Annotated in this window: 17 protein-coding genes; 12 read left to right on the top strand and 5 right to left on the bottom strand. The window is 65.9% G+C overall.

The genetic code is table 11. The features are described from left to right. A partial coding sequence (locus AS93_RS0102575; RefSeq protein ID WP_027589131.1) for an ATP-binding domain-containing protein occupies positions 1-726 on the top strand: 726 nt, incomplete at its 5' end. A gap of 237 nt (positions 727-963) precedes the next feature. On the opposite strand, the gene dibA is transcribed toward AS93_RS0102575, so the two are convergent. Then, the gene (dibA, locus tag AS93_RS18590; protein ID WP_037008421.1) at positions 964-2,901 is read right to left on the bottom strand and encodes a phosphodiesterase DibA; all 1,938 of its coding nucleotides are present in this window, start codon (positions 2,899-2,901) and stop codon (positions 964-966) included. Positions 2,902-3,369: 468 nt separating this feature from the next. Between dibA and AS93_RS0102565 the strand changes: the two genes are divergently transcribed. After that, positions 3,370-4,590: an OprD family outer membrane porin gene (locus AS93_RS0102565; protein WP_027589130.1), complete on the top strand. Its 1,221-nt coding sequence runs from the start codon at positions 3,370-3,372 to the stop codon at positions 4,588-4,590. A 257-nt stretch (positions 4,591-4,847) separates the two neighbouring features. Next, positions 4,848-5,822 carry a cytochrome-c peroxidase gene (locus AS93_RS0102560; protein WP_051587312.1) on the top strand — a complete coding sequence of 325 codons (975 nt, stop codon included), beginning with the start codon at positions 4,848-4,850 and terminating at the stop codon, positions 5,820-5,822. Between the two features lie 60 nt (positions 5,823-5,882). Here the strand turns inward: AS93_RS0102560 and AS93_RS0102555 are convergent, their stop codons facing one another. Together AS93_RS0102555 and AS93_RS0102550 are read right to left on the bottom strand one after the other, a co-directional pair. Continuing rightward, a complete protein-coding gene (locus tag AS93_RS0102555) occupies positions 5,883-7,376 on the bottom strand; it encodes a YifB family Mg chelatase-like AAA ATPase (protein WP_027589128.1) in 1,494 nt (497 codons plus the stop codon). A 60-nt stretch (positions 7,377-7,436) separates the two neighbouring features. Then, complete coding sequence (locus AS93_RS0102550) at positions 7,437-7,691, bottom strand: accessory factor UbiK family protein (RefSeq protein WP_027589127.1); 255 nt, start codon at positions 7,689-7,691, stop codon at positions 7,437-7,439. A gap of 422 nt (positions 7,692-8,113) precedes the next feature. Here AS93_RS0102550 and glnK point away from each other — a divergent pair, with 422 nt between their 5' ends. From glnK to sutA, 4 genes are all read left to right on the top strand, one after another. Beyond that, positions 8,114-8,452 carry a P-II family nitrogen regulator gene (glnK, locus tag AS93_RS0102545; protein WP_027589126.1) on the top strand — a complete coding sequence of 113 codons (339 nt, stop codon included), beginning with the start codon at positions 8,114-8,116 and terminating at the stop codon, positions 8,450-8,452. A gap of 39 nt (positions 8,453-8,491) precedes the next feature. Continuing rightward, positions 8,492-9,814, top strand: a complete 1,323-nt coding sequence (locus AS93_RS0102540; RefSeq protein ID WP_027589125.1) for an ammonium transporter — start codon at positions 8,492-8,494, stop codon at positions 9,812-9,814. 95 nt (positions 9,815-9,909) lie between these two features. Then, positions 9,910-11,163, top strand: a complete 1,254-nt coding sequence (locus AS93_RS0102535; protein WP_027589124.1) for an ammonium transporter — start codon at positions 9,910-9,912, stop codon at positions 11,161-11,163. 195 nt (positions 11,164-11,358) lie between these two features. Continuing rightward, positions 11,359-11,673, top strand: a complete 315-nt coding sequence (gene sutA / locus AS93_RS0102530) for a transcriptional regulator SutA (RefSeq protein ID WP_027589123.1) — start codon at positions 11,359-11,361, stop codon at positions 11,671-11,673. A 118-nt stretch (positions 11,674-11,791) separates the two neighbouring features. Here sutA and AS93_RS0102525 read toward each other — a convergent pair whose 3' ends face one another. Together AS93_RS0102525 and AS93_RS0102520 are read right to left on the bottom strand one after the other, a co-directional pair. Next, complete coding sequence (locus tag AS93_RS0102525) at positions 11,792-12,928, bottom strand: PilT/PilU family type 4a pilus ATPase (protein ID WP_027589122.1); 1,137 nt, start codon at positions 12,926-12,928, stop codon at positions 11,792-11,794. 157 nt (positions 12,929-13,085) lie between these two features. Next, positions 13,086-14,120, bottom strand: coding sequence for a type IV pilus twitching motility protein PilT (locus tag AS93_RS0102520; RefSeq protein ID WP_027589121.1), 1,035 nt, complete (start codon positions 14,118-14,120; stop codon positions 13,086-13,088). 68 nt (positions 14,121-14,188) lie between these two features. On the opposite strand from AS93_RS0102520, the gene AS93_RS0102515 reads away from it, so the two are divergent. The 5 genes from AS93_RS0102515 (at position 14,189) to AS93_RS0102495 (ending at position 18,663) form a co-directional block, all read left to right on the top strand. Then, entirely contained in the window at positions 14,189-14,884 is a 696-nt protein-coding gene (locus AS93_RS0102515) for a YggS family pyridoxal phosphate-dependent enzyme (protein ID WP_027589120.1), read from the top strand. 11 nt (positions 14,885-14,895) lie between these two features. Next, entirely contained in the window at positions 14,896-15,714 is an 819-nt protein-coding gene (proC, locus tag AS93_RS0102510; protein ID WP_027589119.1) for a pyrroline-5-carboxylate reductase, read from the top strand. A 10-nt stretch (positions 15,715-15,724) separates the two neighbouring features. After that, the gene (locus AS93_RS0102505) at positions 15,725-16,318 is read left to right on the top strand and encodes a YggT family protein (protein ID WP_027589118.1); all 594 of its coding nucleotides are present in this window, start codon (positions 15,725-15,727) and stop codon (positions 16,316-16,318) included. Continuing rightward, on the top strand, positions 16,318-16,608 hold the full coding sequence (locus AS93_RS0102500; protein WP_027589117.1) for a DUF167 domain-containing protein: 291 nt from the start codon (positions 16,318-16,320) through the stop codon (positions 16,606-16,608). Before AS93_RS0102505 ends, AS93_RS0102500 begins: the two co-directional genes overlap by 1 nt. A gap of 93 nt (positions 16,609-16,701) precedes the next feature. Then, complete coding sequence (locus AS93_RS0102495) at positions 16,702-18,663, top strand: dynamin family protein (protein ID WP_027589116.1); 1,962 nt, start codon at positions 16,702-16,704, stop codon at positions 18,661-18,663. The last annotated feature ends 36 nt before the right edge of the window (positions 18,664-18,699 follow it).

The raw sequence follows: 18,699 nt of genomic DNA, 5'->3' as shown, positions 1-18,699 counted from the left end.
CTGGCGCAGGGCGCGCCGGACGTGCATGCCCTGCGCGGCGTGCCGGCCGGCCTGGCGCGGCTGATCAGCCAGGGCCACGGGGGCGCGGAGGGTTATGCGCATTACCTGCGCGAGCTGCGGGCCGGGCGCCCGCTGGACATGGAGCCGCTCAACGGCCCGGCTTGGCAGTACTGGGCGAACGCTGTGCTTGGCGCCTTCGACCGCTTCCGCCTGCTCTGCGCGCTGCGCAAGGGCGACTGGGGCGTGCAGGGCCTGAATCAGCGCGTGCAGGATGAGCTGCAGCGCCAGGGGCTGATCGATCCCGCCCACGAATGGTACGAGGGCCGCCCGGTGCTGGTGACCCGCAACGATTACGGGCTGGGCCTGATGAACGGCGACATCGGCATCGCCCTGCGTCTGCCCGGCGAGGACGGTGCGCCGCTGTTGCGGGTGGCCTTCCCGCGCAACGACGGCTCCGGCGGCGTGCGCTTCGTGCTGCCCAGCCGCCTCACCGCCGTGGAGACCGTGTTCGCCATGACCGTGCACAAGTCCCAGGGCTCGGAGTTCGCCCACACCGCGCTGGTGCTGCCGGACGCGCTGAACCCGGTGCTGACCAAGGAGCTGCTGTACACCGCCATCACCCGCGCCCGCGAACGGTTCACCCTGGTGGAACCGTGTGCCGGGGTGTTCGAGGCGGCGGTGCAGCGCCGCGTGCGGCGGGTCAGCGGGCTGGGGGTGGAACTTTAGGCGGGGGGCCGCGCCTAGCCGGCCGCACCTGGCGCGCGAGGGTGGATCGATGGAGCGCGATCCACCCTACGTGACTGTCGCCCATCGAGGATGGAGAGGGTTCCCGCCTGCAAGACGTAGGGTGGACAACGTCGTTCTTGTCCACCATCGCGCCGGCACGGCGCGCTTGTGGCGCGTGGGTGCATCGGTGGGACGCGATGTACCTGGCGCGCTGTCTCCGGTCAGGGGCGGGGGAAACTATGACCTGACGGTGAGGGTTTCCGCCTGCACGCGCGGCAGCGGCCGGGGCCGCCAGTCCAGCTCGGCGGCCGGCAGCGGGCGGCCGAACCAGTAGCCCTGGCCGAGGCCGCAGCCGTAGCGGGCGAGCAGCGCGGCCTGGGCGGGCGATTCGATGCCTTCGGCCACTACGGCCAGGCCCAGGCTGTGCGCCAGGGCGATGATCGCCCGGGTGATGGCGGCGTCATCCTCGTCGTCGGGCAGGCCGGCGATGAAGCCCTGGTCGATTTTCAGCTTGTCCACCGGCAGGCTCTTCAGGCGCAGCAGCGAGGAATAGCCGGTGCCGAAGTCGTCGATCGACAGGCGCACGCCGAGGTTGCTCAGCCGTCGCAACTGCTCGCAGGCCGCGTCCGGATCGTGCATCACCGCGCTCTCGGTGACTTCCAGCTCCAGGCAGCCGGAACGCAGCCCGGTCTCCGTCAGTACGCGGCGCACGTGCTCTTCCAGCTCGCCCCGGCTGAAGAGGCGGCTGGAAACGTTCACCGCGATGAAGTCGAGGTCGATGCCCGCATCCTGCCAGGCGCGCATCTGTCGGCAGGCGGCGCCGAGCACCCAGGTGTCGATGGCGGCGATCAGGCCGTTTTCCTCGGCCAGCGGAATGAAATCGCCGGGAGGAATCATTCCGCGGGACGGGTGTCGCCAGCGGACCAGTGTTTCCACCCCGCGCACCTGGCCACTTTTCAGGTCGAGAATCGGCTGGAAATTGAGCAGCAGGTGCTGGGCCTCGATGGCCTGGCGCAGTGCGGCGCCCAGCTCCATGCGCTGGCGTGCCTGCAGCGTCAGCTCCTGGGTGTAGAAGGCGTAGGTCTGCCGGCCGCTCTGCTTGGCCTTGAACAGCGCGGAGTCGGCATTGCGGATCAACTGGTCAAGCTGGGTGCCGTCCTCGGGGAACAGGGCGATGCCGATGCTGGTGGTCAGGAACAGCGTGGCGCCGGCGATCTGGAAGGGGGCATGCAGGCTCTGCAGCACGGCTTCGGCCAGCGCGGTCGCCCGCTGCGCGTCGCCACCGTCCTCGCAAAGCAGGGCGAATTCGTCGCCGCCCAGGCGCGCCACCGTCAGGCCCTTGCCAACCGCCGACAAACGCTCGGCCACCTTGCGCAGCACTTCGTCGCCGGTGCTGTGGCTGAGGCTCTCGTTGATGTCCTTGAACAGGTCCAGGTCCAGCAGCAGAACGCAGCCGCCCTGCTGGCTCTTCGCATTGCGCTCCAGGGCATGCTGCACGCGCTCGTTGAACAGCAGGCGATTGGGCAGGCCAGTCAGCGGGTCGTGGTGAGCCAGGTGGTCCAGCTCCTGCTGGGTCTGCTTCATCGCGCTGATGTCGGAGAAGATCGCCACGTAGTGGGTCAGTTCGCCGAACTCGTTGCGAATGGCGTGGATACGCTGCCATTGTGGAAAGATCTCGCCGTTCTTGCGGCGATTCCAGATCTCGCCGCTCCAGCTGCCATGGGCCTGCAGCTCGCCCCAGACGATGTTGTAGAAACTGCGGTCATGGCGGCCCGATTTGAACAGGCTCGGCGTGTTGCCCAGCACCTCGGCCTCGGTATAGCCGGTAATGCGCTCGAAGGCCCGGTTGACGTGGATGATGCGGTTCTGGGTGTTGGTGATCACCACCCCCTCGAGGGTGTTGTCGAACACGGCAGCCGATTGCCGCAGGCGGTTTTCATGCTGGCGGCGTACTTGCAGCTCATCGTCGAGCAGGCGGCGCTGCAGGCGCAGGAACAGGTACAGGAGCAGGGTGCTGATCGCGACGAAGATCAGACCCTTGTAGGTCTGCCAGGCGTAGTACTGCTCGCCGGGACCAAGCCAGCGCAGCAACAGCTGGTTGCTGAGGAAAACCCAGAGGGTGGAGCCCAGGGCATAGCCCACCGTCAACAGGAGGGCATTCGGGAACGCTTTCATCGTGAACTGCAAGCGCCGGCGGGAATAGGCGCGGCAGTATACGGAAGTTCACTCAGCGCGACGACTGGCCGAAGGTTACCGTCGGATTGATACCGGGCAACGAAACGGCGGGTCCCTGGCGCCAGAATGCCGCAAACATGCGGGAATCACCGTCTGTCGGAAACCTTCCAGCATGCGGAACGGTGAACCGGCTCGCCTTTTCCGCGGCAACATTGGCCATCGGTAGGCTTCAAAACCCGATTTTTTTCTGTCATAAAGGCCCGCACCTAACTTTTGTTGTGGTTTGTAACAGGTTCGATGCCTGGCCAACAGGAAGGCACAACAGGCAGGTGAAAGGCCGAGCGGTACCGTTGGGGACGGTCGGTCGCGAATATCGTCGGAACGCTGGGGGGAAAGGTGTTCCGACCGATGCGCTCGAAGACGGGCCAAAAACCCGGCTCGAAAAAACCAAAACTGGAGTAAGAACAAATGAAAAAAACTGCCGTGGCTGTAGCCGTCGCCGTCAGCGCCCTGGGCATGAGCCAGTTCGCTGCCGCTGATTTCGTCAAGGACAGCAAGCTGAGCCTGGACCTGCGTAACTACTACTTTGCTCAGGACACCGATGAGTTCAACGGTGCAGCAGGAGTTGAAGGCGGCCAGTGGGGCCAGGCCTTCATGCTGAACTACAAGTCCGGCTTCACTGAAGGCGCGATTGGTGTCGGTGTCGACCTGTTCGGTGCCGCTGCGTACAAGCTGGCTGACCACGGCGACCAGCAGGCCGCCATGCTGTTCGAGCGCTATAGCGCAGACGAGTCGGCCGAGCGCCTGAACAAGGGTGGTGCCACCCTGAAGGCCCGCGTCGGCAAGACCACTGGCTACCTCGGTGCCCTGCGTCCCGTTACTCCGGTCCTGGTCTCCAACGATGCACGCATGCTGCCGCAGCTGTTCGAAGGCGCGATGCTGACCAACCAGGATGTCGCTGGCCTGACCCTGACCGCAGCTCACCTGACCAAGGTGTCCATGCGTGACGAGGATCAGTGGACTGACAATAACGACCGCTTCGGTGGCGAGTTCTCGCTGCTGGGCGCCGACTACAAGGTAATGGACGGCCTGACCGCCCAGTACTACTTCGGCCAACTGCACAACACCTACAAGCAGCACTTCGCTGGCTTGAAGTACTCCGCAGCCGTGGGCGCCGGCAAGCTGGGCGCTGACCTGCGTTACTTCAACACCTCGGAAGATGGTGATGGCGATGGTCGTGCTAATCCCCGCAACGACAACAAGCTGTGGAGTGCATTGGTCAACTACTCCATCGCCGGCCACACCTTCGGTGTTGGCTACCAGGAACTGTCGGGTGATACCGGCTTCGGACAGCTGAGCAACAGCAACTACCTGATCTCCGAGCGCATGATCGGTAACGGCCTGATGGCTAACCAGGATGAGAAAGTCACCCTGGTCAGCTACGGCTTCGACTTTGGCACCGTGGGTGTCAAGGGCCTGAGCGCTAGCGTCCTGCACCAGATGGGCGACGGCGGCGTGCTGGAGCGCGATCACACCGAAACTGACGTTGTGGTGGGCTACACCATTCCGGAGGGTCAGTTCAAGGGTCTGGGCGCTCGTCTGATGCACGGCATGTACGACGGCGACGGCAAGACCGCCGACATCGACCAAACCCGCTTCATCGTGAACTACAGCATCCCGCTGATGTAATCACGGCTTCGCTGTAACCGAACCCCTGTCGTCCTTAGGCGGCAGGGGTTTTTGTTTGCCTGTGTCTCGCCCATGGTGATATGCACCGCTGGCACGCCCAACTGTGGGAGCGCAAAAAGCCGTGCGCCCGGGATGCGGTGCATTACCGATGTCTTTCCGATAGCACCTTGATATGCATCAATATGGCCGTGTGCCGCCACCGGCATCTTTGGTCTAACCCTGATGAGCAGTAGGAGCCGACCATGTTCAAACCCGTGATGCTGGCCTTGAGCCTGACTGTGAGCGCCAGCGCCTTTGCTGCGCCCAGCAACGAACCGATTCAGCCGATCCAGCCGGCCAAGGTGACCAACCAGGCCAAGGTGGAGCTGGGCAAGCAGCTGTTCTTCGACCCGCGCCTGTCCAAGTCGGGCTTCATTTCCTGCAACTCCTGCCACAACCTCTCCATGGGCGGCAGCGACAACCTGCCGTCCTCCATCGGTCACAACTGGCAGCAGGGCCCGATCAACTCGCCGACCGTGCTGAACTCCAGCCTGAACCTGGCGCAGTTCTGGGACGGTCGTGCGGCGGACCTGAAGGAGCAGGCCGGTGGCCCGATCGCCAACCCGATGGAAATGGGCTTCACCCATACCCTGGCGGTGGACGTGCTGCAATCCATCCCGCAGTACCGTGAATCCTTCAAGAAGGTCTACGGCAAGAACGCCATCGACATCGACCAGGTGACCGACGCCATCGCCGCCTTCGAAGAGACCCTGGTGACCCCGAACTCGCGCTTCGACCAGTGGCTCAAGGGCGACAAGAAGGCCCTGAACAAGGACGAACTGGCCGGCTACCAGCTGTTCAAGGACGTGGGCTGCACCGCCTGCCACAACGGTAGCGCCGTGGGCGGCAACTCCTTCCAGAAGATGGGTCTGGTCGAACCCTACGCCACCCAGAATCCGGCCGAGGGTGTTGCCGGCCTGACCGGCAACGATGCCGACCGCATGAAGTTCAAGGTGCCGACCCTGCGCAACGTCGAGCTGACCTACCCCTACTTCCACGACGGTGCCTACTGGAACCTGGAAGAAGCGGTCGACGTGATGGCCCGTCTGCAGTTGGGTCGCAAGCTGGAGCAGAAGCAGATCGCCCAGATCACCGCCTTCCTGAAGACCCTGACCGGCGAGCAGCCGAGCTTCGCGCTGCCGATCCTGCCGCCGTCCACCGCCAAGACCCCGCGTCCGCAGCCGTTCAACTGATCGGCCAGACGTGACGAAGAACCCCGGTGCCGCAAGGCCCCGGGGTTTTTTGCTGATAGTTCAGCCCTGCCCCTGCCGATACTGCAGCGCTTCGGCCAGGTGCGGGCGGCCGACGTGTTCGCTTTCCTCCAGGTCGGCCAGGGTGCGCGCCACCTTGAGCAGTCGGTGGGCCGAGCGCAGCGAGAGTCCCAGGCGTTCGCAGGCCTTTTCCAGCCAGAGGCGGTCTTCGTCCGCCAGCACGCAATGCCGGCGCAGCCCCGGCAGGTCGAGGAAGGCGTTCGCGCAACCCTGGCGGGCCTGCTGGCGCGCCCGCGCGCGGGCCACCTGGTCGGCCGCCTGCGGGGTGCTTTGCGGCGTGGTCTCCGTGGGGGCGAGCTGGGTGGTTTCGCGGGCCACCGTGACGTGCAGGTCGATGCGATCCAGCAACGGCCCCGACAGCTTGTTGCGGTAGCGCTGCACCTGTTCCGGCGTGCAGCGGCAACGCCCGCCGGCATCACCCAGGTAACCGCACGGACAGGGATTCATGGCGGCGACCAATTGGAAGCGCGCCGGAAAACGCAGCTTCTCCGTGGCGCGGGCAATGACGATCTCGCCGCTTTCCAGCGGCTCGCGCAGCACTTCCAGCACCTTGCGATCGAACTCGGGCAGCTCGTCGAGAAACAGCACGCCCTGGTGGGCGAGGGTGATCTCGCCGGGGCGCGGCCGGCTGCCGCCGCCCACCAGAGCGGGGCCGGAGGCGCTGTGGTGTGGATTGCGAAACGGACGCTGCGGCCAGTGGCTCAGCGGTGTATGGGCGGCCACCGAATGGATGGCGGCCACCTCCAGGGCTTCGGACTCCTCCAGCGGCGGCAGTAGCCCGGGCAGGCGGCTGGCCAGCAGCGTCTTGCCGGTGCCGGGCGGGCCGCTGAGCAGCAGGTTGTGGGCGCCAGACGCGGCCACCAGCAGGGCGCGCTTGGCGGCCAACTGGCCGTGCACGTCGGCGAGGTCCGGATAGGGTTGCGTCTGGCGCAGCAGCCCCTGGGCCTGGTAGGGCGCCAGCGGTTCCTGGCCGGTGAGGTGCGCGGCCAGCTGCAGCAGGTGCTCGACCGCATACACCTCGAGCCCCGAGGCCAGGCTGGCTTCCTCGGCGTTCTGCGCGGCGACGATCAGCTTGCGCCCCGCCGCGCGCGCGGCCAGCGCGGCCGGCAGCACGCCGCGTACCGGGCGCAGCTCGCCGGACAGCGCCAGCTCGCCCAGGCATTCGTAGTGGCAGAGGGGTTCGTTGGGCACCTGGCCGCTGGCGGCGAGAATGCCCAGGGCGATGGCCAGGTCGAAGCGGCCGCCATCCTTGGGCAGGTCCGCCGGCGCCAGGGACAGCGTGATGCGTCGCTGCGGGTACTCGAAGCCGCAGCAGAGCAGGGCGCTGCGCACGCGGTCCTTGCTTTCGCGCACGCTGGTTTCCGGCAGGCCTACCAGGGTCAGCGAGGGCAGGCCGTTGGCCAGGTGGGCTTCCACGCTGACGGCAGGGGCCTCGACACCCACCAGCGCGCGGCTATGGACCAGGGCCAAAGACATGCATCACTCCTTGATTGACGGCACCCCGCATCCTTGCAGGGGGGATTGGGCGCTGCGTGCTCAGGCCTGCTCGGTGCGCTGCGCTTCCAGCTCCGCCACGCGGGCTTCGAGGGCTTCCAGGCGGGCGCGAGTACGGGCCAGCACGACCATCTGGCTGTCGAACTCGTCGCGACTGACCAGATCCAGCTTGCTGAAGGCGCTCTGCAGCAGGGCCTTGAGGCGAGACTCCAGCTCCGCGGGCGGCAGCGAGGTTTCGCCGATCAGGCGGGCAGCCTGGCTGCTGATGGCATCGAACAAGGCTTTGGGCGGCAGCATGGGCGGCTCCTGAGGGAAAGTCGGCGGGCAGTTTAGCGCAGAACGGCTGGCTGGGAATCCTGCAGCCGCGGCCACGGGCCGGGCACCGCTCCGACCAAAGCCTAGGGCCGTGCACGTAAAAGACGCACCGGGCCGGGCTGTCGTGCTCCATCCTGGTGCGTCGCCGCCGGTCGGCAGCCCGCGCCCATCGCTGCGGCCCGCGTGGGCCGTGGCTTGCAGGCACCTGGCAAGCTTTTCGCTATATCCCAAGTGTCACGTGCACTGATGCAGAACCTGAGCCCGCCTTTCGACCGCAGCGCTCCAGGACAGAAGAAAACGACTGCGCCAGCGCCGGCGATGCGTTCCAAAGGCCAGACACTGAGCTTAGACTTGCCGTGGGGTTAAGTACTTCTGGGGCAAGTCCACCTAACGGGAGAAGTTTCATGAAACTAGTCACTGCCATCATCAAGCCGTTCAAACTGGACGACGTCCGCGAGTCGTTGTCCGACATCGGTGTTCAAGGCATCACCGTCACCGAGGTCAAGGGCTTCGGACGGCAGAAGGGCCACACCGAGCTGTACCGTGGCGCCGAATATGTCGTCGACTTCCTGCCCAAGGTGAAAATCGAAGTGGCCATCGACGATGACCAGCTCGACCGCGTCATCGAAGCCATCAGCAAGGCGGCCAATACCGGCAAGATCGGCGACGGCAAGATCTTCGTCGTGAACCTGGAGCAGGCCATTCGTATCCGTACCGGCGAAACCGGCACCGACGCGATCTAACGCCCCCTCCGACCCCACCCCGCCCCAGGAGTAACAACCATGACTCTGCGAAAAATCGCAGGGCTAGGCGCCCTGTTGTCTTTAGGTTTCTCAAGCCTGGCCATGGCCCAGGAGGAAACCGCCACCCTGAATGCCGGCGACACCGCCTGGATGCTGACCTCCACCGCCCTGGTGCTGTTCATGACCATCCCCGGCCTGGCGCTGTTCTACGCCGGCATGGTGCGCTCCAAGAACGTGCTCTCGGTGATGATGCAATGCTTCGCCATCACTGGTCTGATGAGCATCCTGTGGTTCGCCTACGGCTATAGCCTGGCCTTCAGCACGGAAGGCATGGAAGCTGGTGTGTTCAACATCAACTCCATCGTCGGCAGCCTGGACAACGCCTTCCTCAGCAACCTGACCAAGGACGCCCTGGTCGGCGCCTTCCCGGAAAGCGTATTCGTCACCTTCCAGATGACCTTCGCGATCATCACTCCGGCCCTGATCGTCGGTGCCTTCGCCGAGCGCATGAAGTTCTCCGCCATGCTGGTGTTCATGGCCGTGTGGTTCACCATCGTCTATGCCCCCATGGCCCACATGGTCTGGGGTGGCGACGGCGCCCTGCTGTGGGACGAAGGCGTGATCGACTTCGCCGGCGGCACCGTGGTGCACATCAACGCCGGTATCGCTGGCCTGGTGGCCTGCCTGGTGCTGGGCAAGCGCAAGGGCTTCCCGACCACCCCGATGGCCCCGCATCACCTGGGCTACACCCTGATGGGCGCCGCCATGCTGTGGATCGGCTGGTTCGGCTTCAACGCCGGTTCCGCCGCCGCCGCTGACGAAACCGCCGGCATGGCCATGCTGGTCACCCAGATCGCCACTGCCGCCGCTGCGCTGGCCTGGATGTTCGCCGAGTGGATCACCCACCGCAAACCCAGCGCCCTGGGCATCGCCTCCGGTGTGGTCGCGGGCCTGGTGGCCATCACCCCCGCCGCTGGCGCGGTCGGCCCGGTCGGCGCCCTGGTGATCGGTCTGGCTTCCGGTGTGATCTGCTTCTTCTGTGCCACCAGCCTCAAGCGCAAGCTGGGCTACGACGACTCGCTGGACGTCTTCGGCGTGCACTGTGTCGGCGGTATCGTCGGCGCGATCCTGGTCGGTGCCTTCGGCGCCCAGTCCCTGGGCGGCTTCGGCGAGATCGAGAGCATCGCCACCCAGCTGTGGATCCAGACCGAAAGCGTGCTGTTCACCGTCGTGTACACCGGTGTCCTGACCTACGTGATCCTCAAGGTGATCGATCTGGTCATGGGCCTGCGGGTGACGGAGGAAGAAGAGACCATCGGCCTCGACCTCAGCCTGCACAACGAGCGCGGCTACAACCTGTAAGCCGAGCGGTGCCCGGCCTTGCGCCGGGCACCCGGTGGGCCCCGCCTGCCGCCTTCCTCAAGCGCGCCTGACGCGCAACAGCAAGGAACAACACAATGGAAAGCAGTGCCCTGATACCCGTCCAGTACGGCTTCGATACCTTCTATTTCCTGATCTGCGGTGCCCTGGTGATGTGGATGGCGGCCGGTTTCGCCATGCTCGAATCGGGTCTGGTGCGTGCCAAGAACACCGCCGAGATCCTCACCAAGAACATCGTGCTGTATTCCGTGGCCTCCATCATGTACCTGCTGGTCGGCTACTACATCATGTACTCCAGCCCGGAAGGCGGCATCCTGCCGAGCCTGGGCTTTCTGATCGGCGACGAGAACGCCGTTGACGTGGTCGCCGCCGGCGGGGAAGACGCTCCCTACTATGCTGCCCGCGCCGACTTCTTCTTCCAGATCGTGTTCGCCGCCACCGCGATGTCGGTGGTGTCCGGCGCCGTGGCCGAGCGCATGAAGCTGTGGGCCTTCATCGCCTTCGCGGTGGTGATGACCGGCTTCATCTACCCGATCCAGGGCTTCTGGAAGTGGGGCGGCGGTTTCCTGGACGCCGCCGGCTTCTCCGACTTCGCCGGCTCCGGCCTGGTCCACATGGCCGGTGCCTCCGCTGCCCTGGCCGGTGTGCTGCTGCTGGGCGCCCGCAAGGGCAAGTACGGCCCCAATGGCCAGATCAACGCCATCCCCGGCGCCAACCTGCCGCTGGCTACGCTCGGCACCTTCATCCTGTGGATGGGCTGGTTCGGCTTCAACGGCGGCTCGCAGCTGAAGATGAGCACCATCGAAGATGCCAATGCCGTGGCCCAGGTGTTCGTCAACACCAACCTGGCCGCCGCCGGTGGCCTGGTGGCCGCGTTGATCACCGCGCGCCTGCTGTTTGGCAAGTCCGACCTGACCATGATCCTCAACGGGGCGCTGGCCGGCCTGGTGGCCATCACCGCCGAACCGCTGACCCCGAGCGCTGAGCAAGCCATGCTGATCGGTGCCGTGGGGGGTGTACTGGTGGTGTTCAGCATCCTCGGCCTGGACCGCCTGAAGATCGATGACCCGGTCGGCGCCATTTCCGTGCACGGCGTGGTCGGTATCTGGGGTTGCCTGATCGTGCCGGCCACCAACGCCGACGCCGCTTTCGGTGCGCAGTTGCTGGGCGTGGTGTGCATCTTCGCCTGGGTGTTCTTCGCCAGCCTGATCGTGTGGGCAATCATCAAGGCGGTGATGGGCCTGCGCGTCACCGAGGAAGAGGAATACGAGGGAGTGGACGTGGCTGAATGTGGCCTGGAGGCCTACCCGGAGTTCACCAGCACGCGCTGAGTCGTACTCTCTGACAAAGGGCGCCTTCGGGCGCCCTTTGTTTTTTCCGTCGCCACGCTAGAATGCGCGCCAAAATCGCCAGCCGGCACGCACAGGGTGCGTCAGCGAGCACGCGTGACTGCTGCTTTAGGCGAAGTCGAAATTTTTTTTGTCTGGGCTATAACTACCCGACTTCGAGCAAGACATGAGGTGAATATGAGCGACGAAGATCTCGAACAGGACGAACTGGAAACCACCGACGAGGAGGAAGGCGAGGAGCTGAGCGCCGCCGAGGAGATTGACGGCGACGATGACGTCGAGGCACCTGCCCCCACCAGCAAGAAGGTCAAGCAGGCGGTCGATCCTGAAGAGCTTCCCAGCGTGGAGGCCAAGCAGAAGGAGCGTGATGCGCTGGCCCGCGCCATGGAAGAATTCCTCGCGCGCGGTGGCCGGGTCCAGGAGATCGAGCCCAACGTCGTCGCCGATCCGCCCAAGAAGCCGGACAGCAAGTACGGCAGCCGCCCCATCTGAGTCGGTTCCGTGAATGAAAAAACCCACCGTGAGGTGGGTTTTTTCGTTTGACGCAGCAGCCTGGCGGCACGCCCATTGTTGGAAAATCGCTACGCGAGTTTCCACCCTACAGACTGTCCTACATCCGGAGATCGTCGTCGCTGGGCGCCAGGCTGAGCTTCTGGCTGGTGACGCTCAGGTGCTCGCCGTCGGTTTCCGAACCCAGCTTGATCATCAGGCGCAGGTCGTTCGACGAGTCGGCATGGGCCAGCGCGTCCTGGTAGGTGATCTCGCCCTGGGTATACAGCTGGTAGAGCGCCTGGTCGAAGGTCTGCATGCCCTGCTCGGTGGAGCGCTTCATCAGCGACTTGAGCTCATGCACTTCACCCTTGCGAATCAGGTCGGCGGCCAGCGGCGTGTTGATCAGCACCTCGATCACCGCGCGGCGGCCTTTGCCGTCCGGGGTCGGCACCAACTGCTGGGCGACGATGGCGCGCAGGTTGAGCGATAGGTCCATCCACACCTGCTGCTGCCGGTCGGCGGGAAAGAAGTTGATGATGCGGTCCAGCGCCTGGTTGGCGTTGTTGGCGTGCAGGGTGGCCAGGCACAGGTGGCCGGTTTCGGCGAAGGCCACGGCGTAGTCCATGGTCTCGCGGGTGCGCACCTCGCCGATGAGGATCACGTCCGGCGCCTGGCGCAGGGTGTTCTTCAGTGCCACCTCGAAGGACTCGGTGTCGATGCCGACCTCGCGCTGGGTGACGATGCAGTTCTGGTGCTGGTGGATGTACTCGATCGGGTCTTCGATGGTGATGATGTGGCCGCTGGAGTTCTTGTTGCGGTGGCCGATCATCGCCGCCAGCGAGGTGGACTTGCCAGTGCCGGTGGCGCCGACGAACAGGATCAGGCCGCGCTTGGAGAGCGACAGCTTCTTCAGCACCTCGGGCAGCTTGAGGTCGTCCAGCGTAGGAATGTTGGTCTCGATACGCCGCAGCACCATGCCCACCAGATTGCGCTGGTAGAAGGCGCTGACCCGGAAACGGCCGATGCCGCGCGCGCTGATGGCGAAATTGCACTCGTGGTTCTCGGCGAACTCGCGGCGCTGCTGCTCGTTCATGGTGCCGAGCACGGTCTCGCGGGTCATTTCCGGGGACAGTGCGGCCTTGGTCACCGGCAGGATGCGCCCGTTGACCTTCATCGACGGCGGCACGCCGGCGGTGATGAACAGGTCGGAGCCGCCTTTTTCCACCATCAGGCGCAGCAGTTGTTCCATTTCCATGGGGATGATCCCTGTCGTTAAGAATTACGCGAGCGGGAGCTGCGTCGGGCCGTGGGAGCGGACTCGTCCGCGAGCTTTTCGGCGGTCGGCCAGGCTGCAGGCCGTGGCCAGAAGCTCGCGAATGAATTCGCTCCTGCGGAATCGCGCCGCCGCTGGCTCAGAAATGCTCGGGCGACTTGGCCTTTTCGCGGGCGCTGTCGCGGCTGATCATGCCCTTGGCCAGCAGGTTCTTCAGGCAGGCGTCGAGGGTCTGCATGCCCTGCGCGCCGCCGGTCTGGATCGCCGAGTACATCTGCGCCACCTTGTCCTCGCGGATCAGGTTACGGATCGCCGGGGTGCCGATCATGATCTCGTGGGCCGCCACCCGGCCGCCGCCGATCTTCTTCAGCAGGGTCTGCGAGACCACCGCCTGCAGCGACTCGGAGAGCATCGAGCGGACCATGGATTTCTCCTCGGCCGGGAACACGTCGACGATACGGTCGATGGTCTTGGCCGCCGAGGTGGTGTGCAGGGTGCCGAACACCAGGTGACCGGTTTCCGCGGCGGTCAGCGCCAGGCGGATGGTTTCCAGGTCGCGCATTTCGCCGACCAGGATGATGTCCGGGTCCTCACGCAGCGCCGAACGCAGCGCTTCGTTGAAGCCGAGGGTGTCGCGGTGCACCTCGCGCTGGTTGACCAGGCACTTCTTGGATTCGTGGACGAATTCGATAGGGTCCTCGACGGTGAGGATGTGCTGGTATTTGTTGCTGTTGATGTAGTCGAGCATCGCCGCCAGGGTGGTCGACTTACCCGAACCGGTGGGGCCGGTGACCAGCACCAGGCCGCGCGGCACGTCGGCGATCTTCTTGAAGATCTCGCCCATGGACAGGTCTTCCATGGTCAGCACCTTGGACGGAATGGTGCGGAACACCGCGCCGGGGCCACGGTTCTGGTTGAAGGCGTTGACCCGGAAGCGCGCCACGCCGGGGACTTCGAAGGAGAAGTCGGTTTCCAGGAACTCCTCGTAATCCTTGCGCTGCTTGTCGTTCATGATGTCGTAGATCAGCGCGTGCACCTGTTTGTGGTCCATGGCCGGCAGGTTGATGCGCCGGACATCGCCGTCCACGCGGATCATCGGCGGCAAACCGGACGACAGGTGCAGGTCCGACGCGCCCTGTTTGGCGCTGAAGGCGAGCAGCTCGGTAATATCCATGGGACTCCCCAATCACAGGCAAGCGGGTAGAATGCCAAGCCTCCGGGGCCCGGCTCAGAGCGCCAGTAATGTCGACGATAGAAGAGAAGATTGCAAAGGTCCGCGCGCGGATCCGTGAGGCGGCGCAAGGGGTCGGGCGCGACCCGGCCGGCATCGGTCTGCTGGCGGTGAGCAAGACCCAGCCGGCCGAGGCGATCCGCGCCGCATACGCCCGCGGCCAGTGCGATTTTGGCGAGAACTACCTGCAGGAAGCCCTGGGCAAGCAGCAGGCGCTGGCCGATCTGCCGCTGTGCTGGCATTTCATCGGCCCCATCCAGTCGAACAAGACCAAGGCCATCGCCGAGCATTTCGCCTGGGTGCATTCGGTGGATCGCCTGAAGATCGCCCAGCGCCTGTCCGAACAGCGCCCGGCCGGGCTGCCGGCGCTGAACATCTGCCTGCAGGTGAATGTCAGCGGCGAGGCCAGCAAGTCGGGCTGCGCGCCGGAGGAGCTGCCGGCGCTGGCCGCCGCCGTGGCGGCCTTGCCGAACCTGCGTCTGCGTGGACTGATGACCATCCCCGAACCGACTGACGATCCCGCCGAGCAGCGCGCCGCCTTCGCCCGCCTGCGCGAACTGCAGGCCCGGCTACCTTATGAGCTCGATACCCTGTCCATGGGCATGAGCCACGACCTCGAATCCGCCATCGCCGAAGGCGCCACCTGGGTGCGCATCGGCACGGCGCTGTTCGGCGCGCGCGACTATTCCGCCGCGCGCCCCTCCTGAAGGAATCCGTTATGAACCAACCTCGAATCGCCTTCATCGGCGCCGGCAACATGGCCGCCAGCCTGATCGGCGGCCTGCGCGCCCAGGGCGTGCCCGCCGAACGCATCCGCGCCAGCGATCCCAGCGCCGAACAGCGCGCCCGTCTGGGCGCCGAGCACGGTATCTTCCTGTGCGCCGACAACGCCGAGGCGGTGGCTGGCGCTGACGTGGTGGTGCTGGCGGTCAAGCCGCAGGTCATGAAAGCCGTGTGCCAGGCGCTGGCGCCCAGCCTGACCGGCAGTCCTTTGATCGTTTCCATCGCCGCGGGCATTCCCTGCGCCAGCCTCGAACAGTGGCTGGGCGATCGACCGATCGTGCGCTGCATGCCCAACACGCCGGCGCTGCTGCGCCAGGGCGTCAGCGGGCTGTTCGCCAATGCGCAGGTCAGCGCGGCGCAGCGCGCCCAGGCCGAGCAACTGCTGTCGGCGGTCGGCGTGGCCCTGTGGCTGGATGAAGAGAAGCTGATCGACGCAGTCACCGCCGTGTCCGGCAGCGGCCCGGCCTACTTCTTCCTGCTCATCGAGGCGATGACCGCCGCCGGCGAGCAGCTTGGTCTGCCACGCGAAACCGCCGCGCAGCTGACCCTGCAGACCGCGCTTGGCGCGGCGCGCATGGCCACTGAAAGCGATGTGGACGCCGCCGAACTGCGTCGCCGGGTCACCTCGCCGAACGGCACCACCGAAGCAGCCATCAAGGCTTTCCAGGCCGGTGGTTTCGAATCCCTCGTGCAACAGGCATTGAACGCCGCCGCCGCTCGTTCCGCCGAGCTGGCCGAACAACTGGGTCAATAAGGAGCTGTTGATGAACGGTCTTTCCACCGCCGCCGTGTATGTGATTCAAACCCTCGGCAGCCTGTACCTGCTGATCGTGCTGCTGCGCTTCGTGCTGCAGCTGGTGCGCGCCGACTTCTACAACCCGCTCAGCCAGTTCATCGTGCGCGCCACCTCGCCGCTCTTGATGCCGCTGCGCCGGGTGATTCCCGGGTTCGGCGGCATCGACCTGGCCTCGCTGGTGCTGGCGATCCTCGTGCAGCTGCTGCTGATGATCGTCACCCTGGCCCTGCTGGGCTTCGGCTTCGGCGGCAACCTGCTGCAACTGCTGGTCTGGTCGCTGATCGGCGTCACCTCGTTGTTCCTGAAGATCTTCTTCTTCGCCCTGATCGTCAGCGTGATCCTTTCCTGGGTCGCCCCGGGCAGCCACAACCCGGCCGCGCAGCTGGTGCATCAGATCTGCGAACCGCTGCTGGCGCCCATCCGCCGCTTCCTGCCCAACCTGGGCGGCCTGGACATCTCGCCGATCTTCGCCTTCATCGCCCTCAACCTGCTGGACATGCTGGTGATCCGCAACCTGGCGGCCATGACCCACATGCCGCAGATCCTCAGCCCGTTCATGTAATGGACGGGTACCGCTGGGACGGCGAGGACCTGGTCCTCGCTGTCCATCTGCAGCCCAAGGCCAGCAAGGACGAATTCGCCGGCCTGCATGGTGATCGCCTGAAGATCCGCCTCACCGCCCCGCCGGTGGAAGGCAAGGCCAACGCCCACCTCATGGCCTTCCTGGCCAAGGCCTTCGGCGTGCCGAAGAACCAGGTCAGTCTGGAAAGCGGCGAGCTGAACCGCCAGAAGCGCGTGCGCATCGCGAGGCCGCAGCGGTTCCCGGAGGGGCTGCAGATCACCCGGGGTTGATCGACAGCCGTCACGGTGTGCGCCAGTCGCTGGACGCCCCGCCCGGCTGGCCAATAATGCACGGCATGCCTCTTCGCATAAGGACATGCCGCCATGAGCCTGGACCGCCTCGGCCAGCAGATCGATGCCTCCGTGCAATGGAAGCGGGCGTTGACCGCCGTACTGGTGCGCTATCGCAGCTGGCTGGCCGCCAACCGAATGGCCACGCCGGCGCTGGAGGCGCGCCTGGAGCGCGCCTTGCGTCAGCTGCGCAGTGAACAACTGACGCTGGCCTTCGTCGGCGAGTTCTCGCGGGGCAAGACCGAGCTGATCAACGCCCTGTTCTTTGCCGGTTGTGGCCGGCGCATCCTGCCCTCGCAGCCCGGGCGCACCACCATGTGTCCCACCGAGCTGTTCTTCGATGCACGGGCGGCACGTCCGTACCTGCGCCTGCTGCCCATCGAGACCCGCCTGGAAGAGGTCTCGCTGGCCGAGCTGCGCCAGCGGCCGGCGGCCTGGGTGACCTTCAACCTGGATGCGCAGGAACCCGCCGCCATGGCCGACGCCTTCGCCGAGGTGGCGCGGGTCAAGTCGGTTTCCCGCGAGCAGGCGCTGCGCCTGGGCTTCGACCCCGCCACCCTGGAGCCGAGCGGGGAAGCGGAGCGCGTGCGCGTCCCGGCCTGGCGGCACGCGCTGGCCAGCGTCGACCATCCGCTGCTGCGCAAGGGGCTGCGCATCCTCGATACCCCCGGGCTGAACGCCCTGGGCAGCGAGCCCGAGCTCACCTTGTCGATGTTGCCGGAGGCCCAGGTGGTGTTTTTCCTGCTGGCGGCCGATAGCGGCGTGACGGCCAGCGACCTGGCCATCTGGGACGGCCATGTGCGTGGCCTGGACCGCATCGGCCCGCGCCGTCTGTATGCGCTGCTCAACAAGATCGACGTGCTGGAGGACGAGCTGCTCGCGCCCGAGGAAATCGCCGCCAATCAGGAGCGGGTGCGCCGCGACAGTGCGGAGCAACTGGGGCTGGGCGTCGAGCAGGTGGTGCCCCTGTCCGCCCGCCAGGGACTGTTGGCCCGGGTGCGCAACGATGCCCGTTTGCTGGCGCGCAGCCGCTTTGCCGAACTGGAGTCGCTGCTGGGCGAGCGCCTGGTTGCCGACCGGGGGCGGCTGGTCGACGAGCAGGTGGTGGCGCCGCTGCGCGAGATGCTGGTGACCAGCGAGGCGCTGCTGGCGCAGCGCATTGCACGGGTGGCTGACCAGCAGCGGCAGCTGGCGGCGCAGGAGCGTGACCAGGACGCGGTGCTCGCCGAGCTGGGTGAGCGGGCGCGCGCCGAGCATGCCGAACACCACAAGGGGCTGATTGCCCTGCGCGGTCAGCAGAACCTGTTGCGCCGGCAGGCCGAGCTGTTGCGTCAGGCCATCGGTCCCGAGCGGCTGGAGCAGCATCTGCTGGCGGTGCGCGAGCGCCTGTTGGGCAGCTGGACGACACTGGGCATCAACCAGGGCATCGTGGGCTTCTTCAGCCTGCTGGAGTCCGACCTGGACCACCTGCGCAACGAGGCTGCCATGGCGGACCGCACCGTGGCGGCCATCTATCGCCGGCATAACGAGGCGTACCCGCTGATGGCGGTGGATGCGCCGCGTCTGGAACTGGAGGCCTTTGCCCGTGAGCTGCAGCAACTGCGGCTGCGGGCCGACCATTTTCGCCTGCGGCCCAGCACGCTGTTGACCGAGCAGCACAGTCTGACCCGTCGCTTCCTGGGCACCCTGGCGCAGTCGGTGGTCGATCTGCATCGGCGCCTGCGAGGCGCCATCGAGCGCTGGGAAGCCGAGGTGCTGTTGCCGCTGCTGCAGTTCAATCAGGAGCGCAAGCAGCTGCTCGAACAACAGCTGCTGGAAATGCGCGCCCTGGCCCAGGCCAGCCGTCAGGCCCGCACGCGCGGGCAGATGCTGGGCCGCTATGCCGAGCAACTGGCGCAGCAGCGGGAGGAGGTCGAGGAGCTGTTGCGCTCCCTGCAGCGCTGCGCGCCGGCGCCGCAGTACGGCAATGTCGTCCAGCTGCCGTTGGCGCGCTGAGGGCGCAACGTGCGCGCCGATGGGTTAGGCTGAGCC

The sequence above is a fragment of the Pseudomonas sp. RL genome (assembly GCF_000647775.1).
In the GTDB taxonomy this organism is placed as follows: Bacteria; Pseudomonadota; Gammaproteobacteria; order Pseudomonadales; family Pseudomonadaceae; genus Serpens; species Serpens flexibilis.
The sequence above is the reverse complement of the archived record's forward strand: the minus strand, read 5'-3'. Positions and strand labels throughout refer to the sequence as shown.

Excerpts from the sequence above, each read along its gene's own strand:
- AS93_RS0102505 (WP_027589118.1), top strand. The coding sequence starts at position 15,725 with ATGAACGGTCTTTCCACCGCCGCCGTGTATGTGATTCAAACCCTCGGC.
- AS93_RS0102565 (WP_027589130.1), top strand. The coding sequence starts at position 3,370 with ATGAAAAAAACTGCCGTGGCTGTAGCCGTCGCCGTCAGCGCCCTGGGC.
- AS93_RS0102520 (WP_027589121.1), bottom strand. The coding sequence starts at position 14,120 with ATGGATATTACCGAGCTGCTCGCCTTCAGCGCCAAACAGGGCGCGTCG.
- glnK (WP_027589126.1), top strand. The coding sequence starts at position 8,114 with ATGAAACTAGTCACTGCCATCATCAAGCCGTTCAAACTGGACGACGTC.
- AS93_RS0102525 (WP_027589122.1), bottom strand. The coding sequence starts at position 12,928 with ATGGAAATGGAACAACTGCTGCGCCTGATGGTGGAAAAAGGCGGCTCC.
- dibA (WP_037008421.1), bottom strand. The coding sequence starts at position 2,901 with ATGAAAGCGTTCCCGAATGCCCTCCTGTTGACGGTGGGCTATGCCCTG.
- AS93_RS0102560 (WP_051587312.1), top strand. The coding sequence starts at position 4,848 with ATGCTGGCCTTGAGCCTGACTGTGAGCGCCAGCGCCTTTGCTGCGCCC.
- AS93_RS0102495 (WP_027589116.1), top strand. The coding sequence starts at position 16,702 with ATGAGCCTGGACCGCCTCGGCCAGCAGATCGATGCCTCCGTGCAATGG.
- AS93_RS0102500 (WP_027589117.1), top strand. The coding sequence starts at position 16,318 with ATGGACGGGTACCGCTGGGACGGCGAGGACCTGGTCCTCGCTGTCCAT.
- AS93_RS0102555 (WP_027589128.1), bottom strand. The coding sequence starts at position 7,376 with ATGTCTTTGGCCCTGGTCCATAGCCGCGCGCTGGTGGGTGTCGAGGCC.
- proC (WP_027589119.1), top strand. The coding sequence starts at position 14,896 with ATGAACCAACCTCGAATCGCCTTCATCGGCGCCGGCAACATGGCCGCC.
- AS93_RS0102550 (WP_027589127.1), bottom strand. The coding sequence starts at position 7,691 with ATGCTGCCGCCCAAAGCCTTGTTCGATGCCATCAGCAGCCAGGCTGCC.
- AS93_RS0102535 (WP_027589124.1), top strand. The coding sequence starts at position 9,910 with ATGGAAAGCAGTGCCCTGATACCCGTCCAGTACGGCTTCGATACCTTC.
- AS93_RS0102540 (WP_027589125.1), top strand. The coding sequence starts at position 8,492 with ATGACTCTGCGAAAAATCGCAGGGCTAGGCGCCCTGTTGTCTTTAGGT.
- AS93_RS0102515 (WP_027589120.1), top strand. The coding sequence starts at position 14,189 with ATGTCGACGATAGAAGAGAAGATTGCAAAGGTCCGCGCGCGGATCCGT.
- sutA (WP_027589123.1), top strand. The coding sequence starts at position 11,359 with ATGAGCGACGAAGATCTCGAACAGGACGAACTGGAAACCACCGACGAG.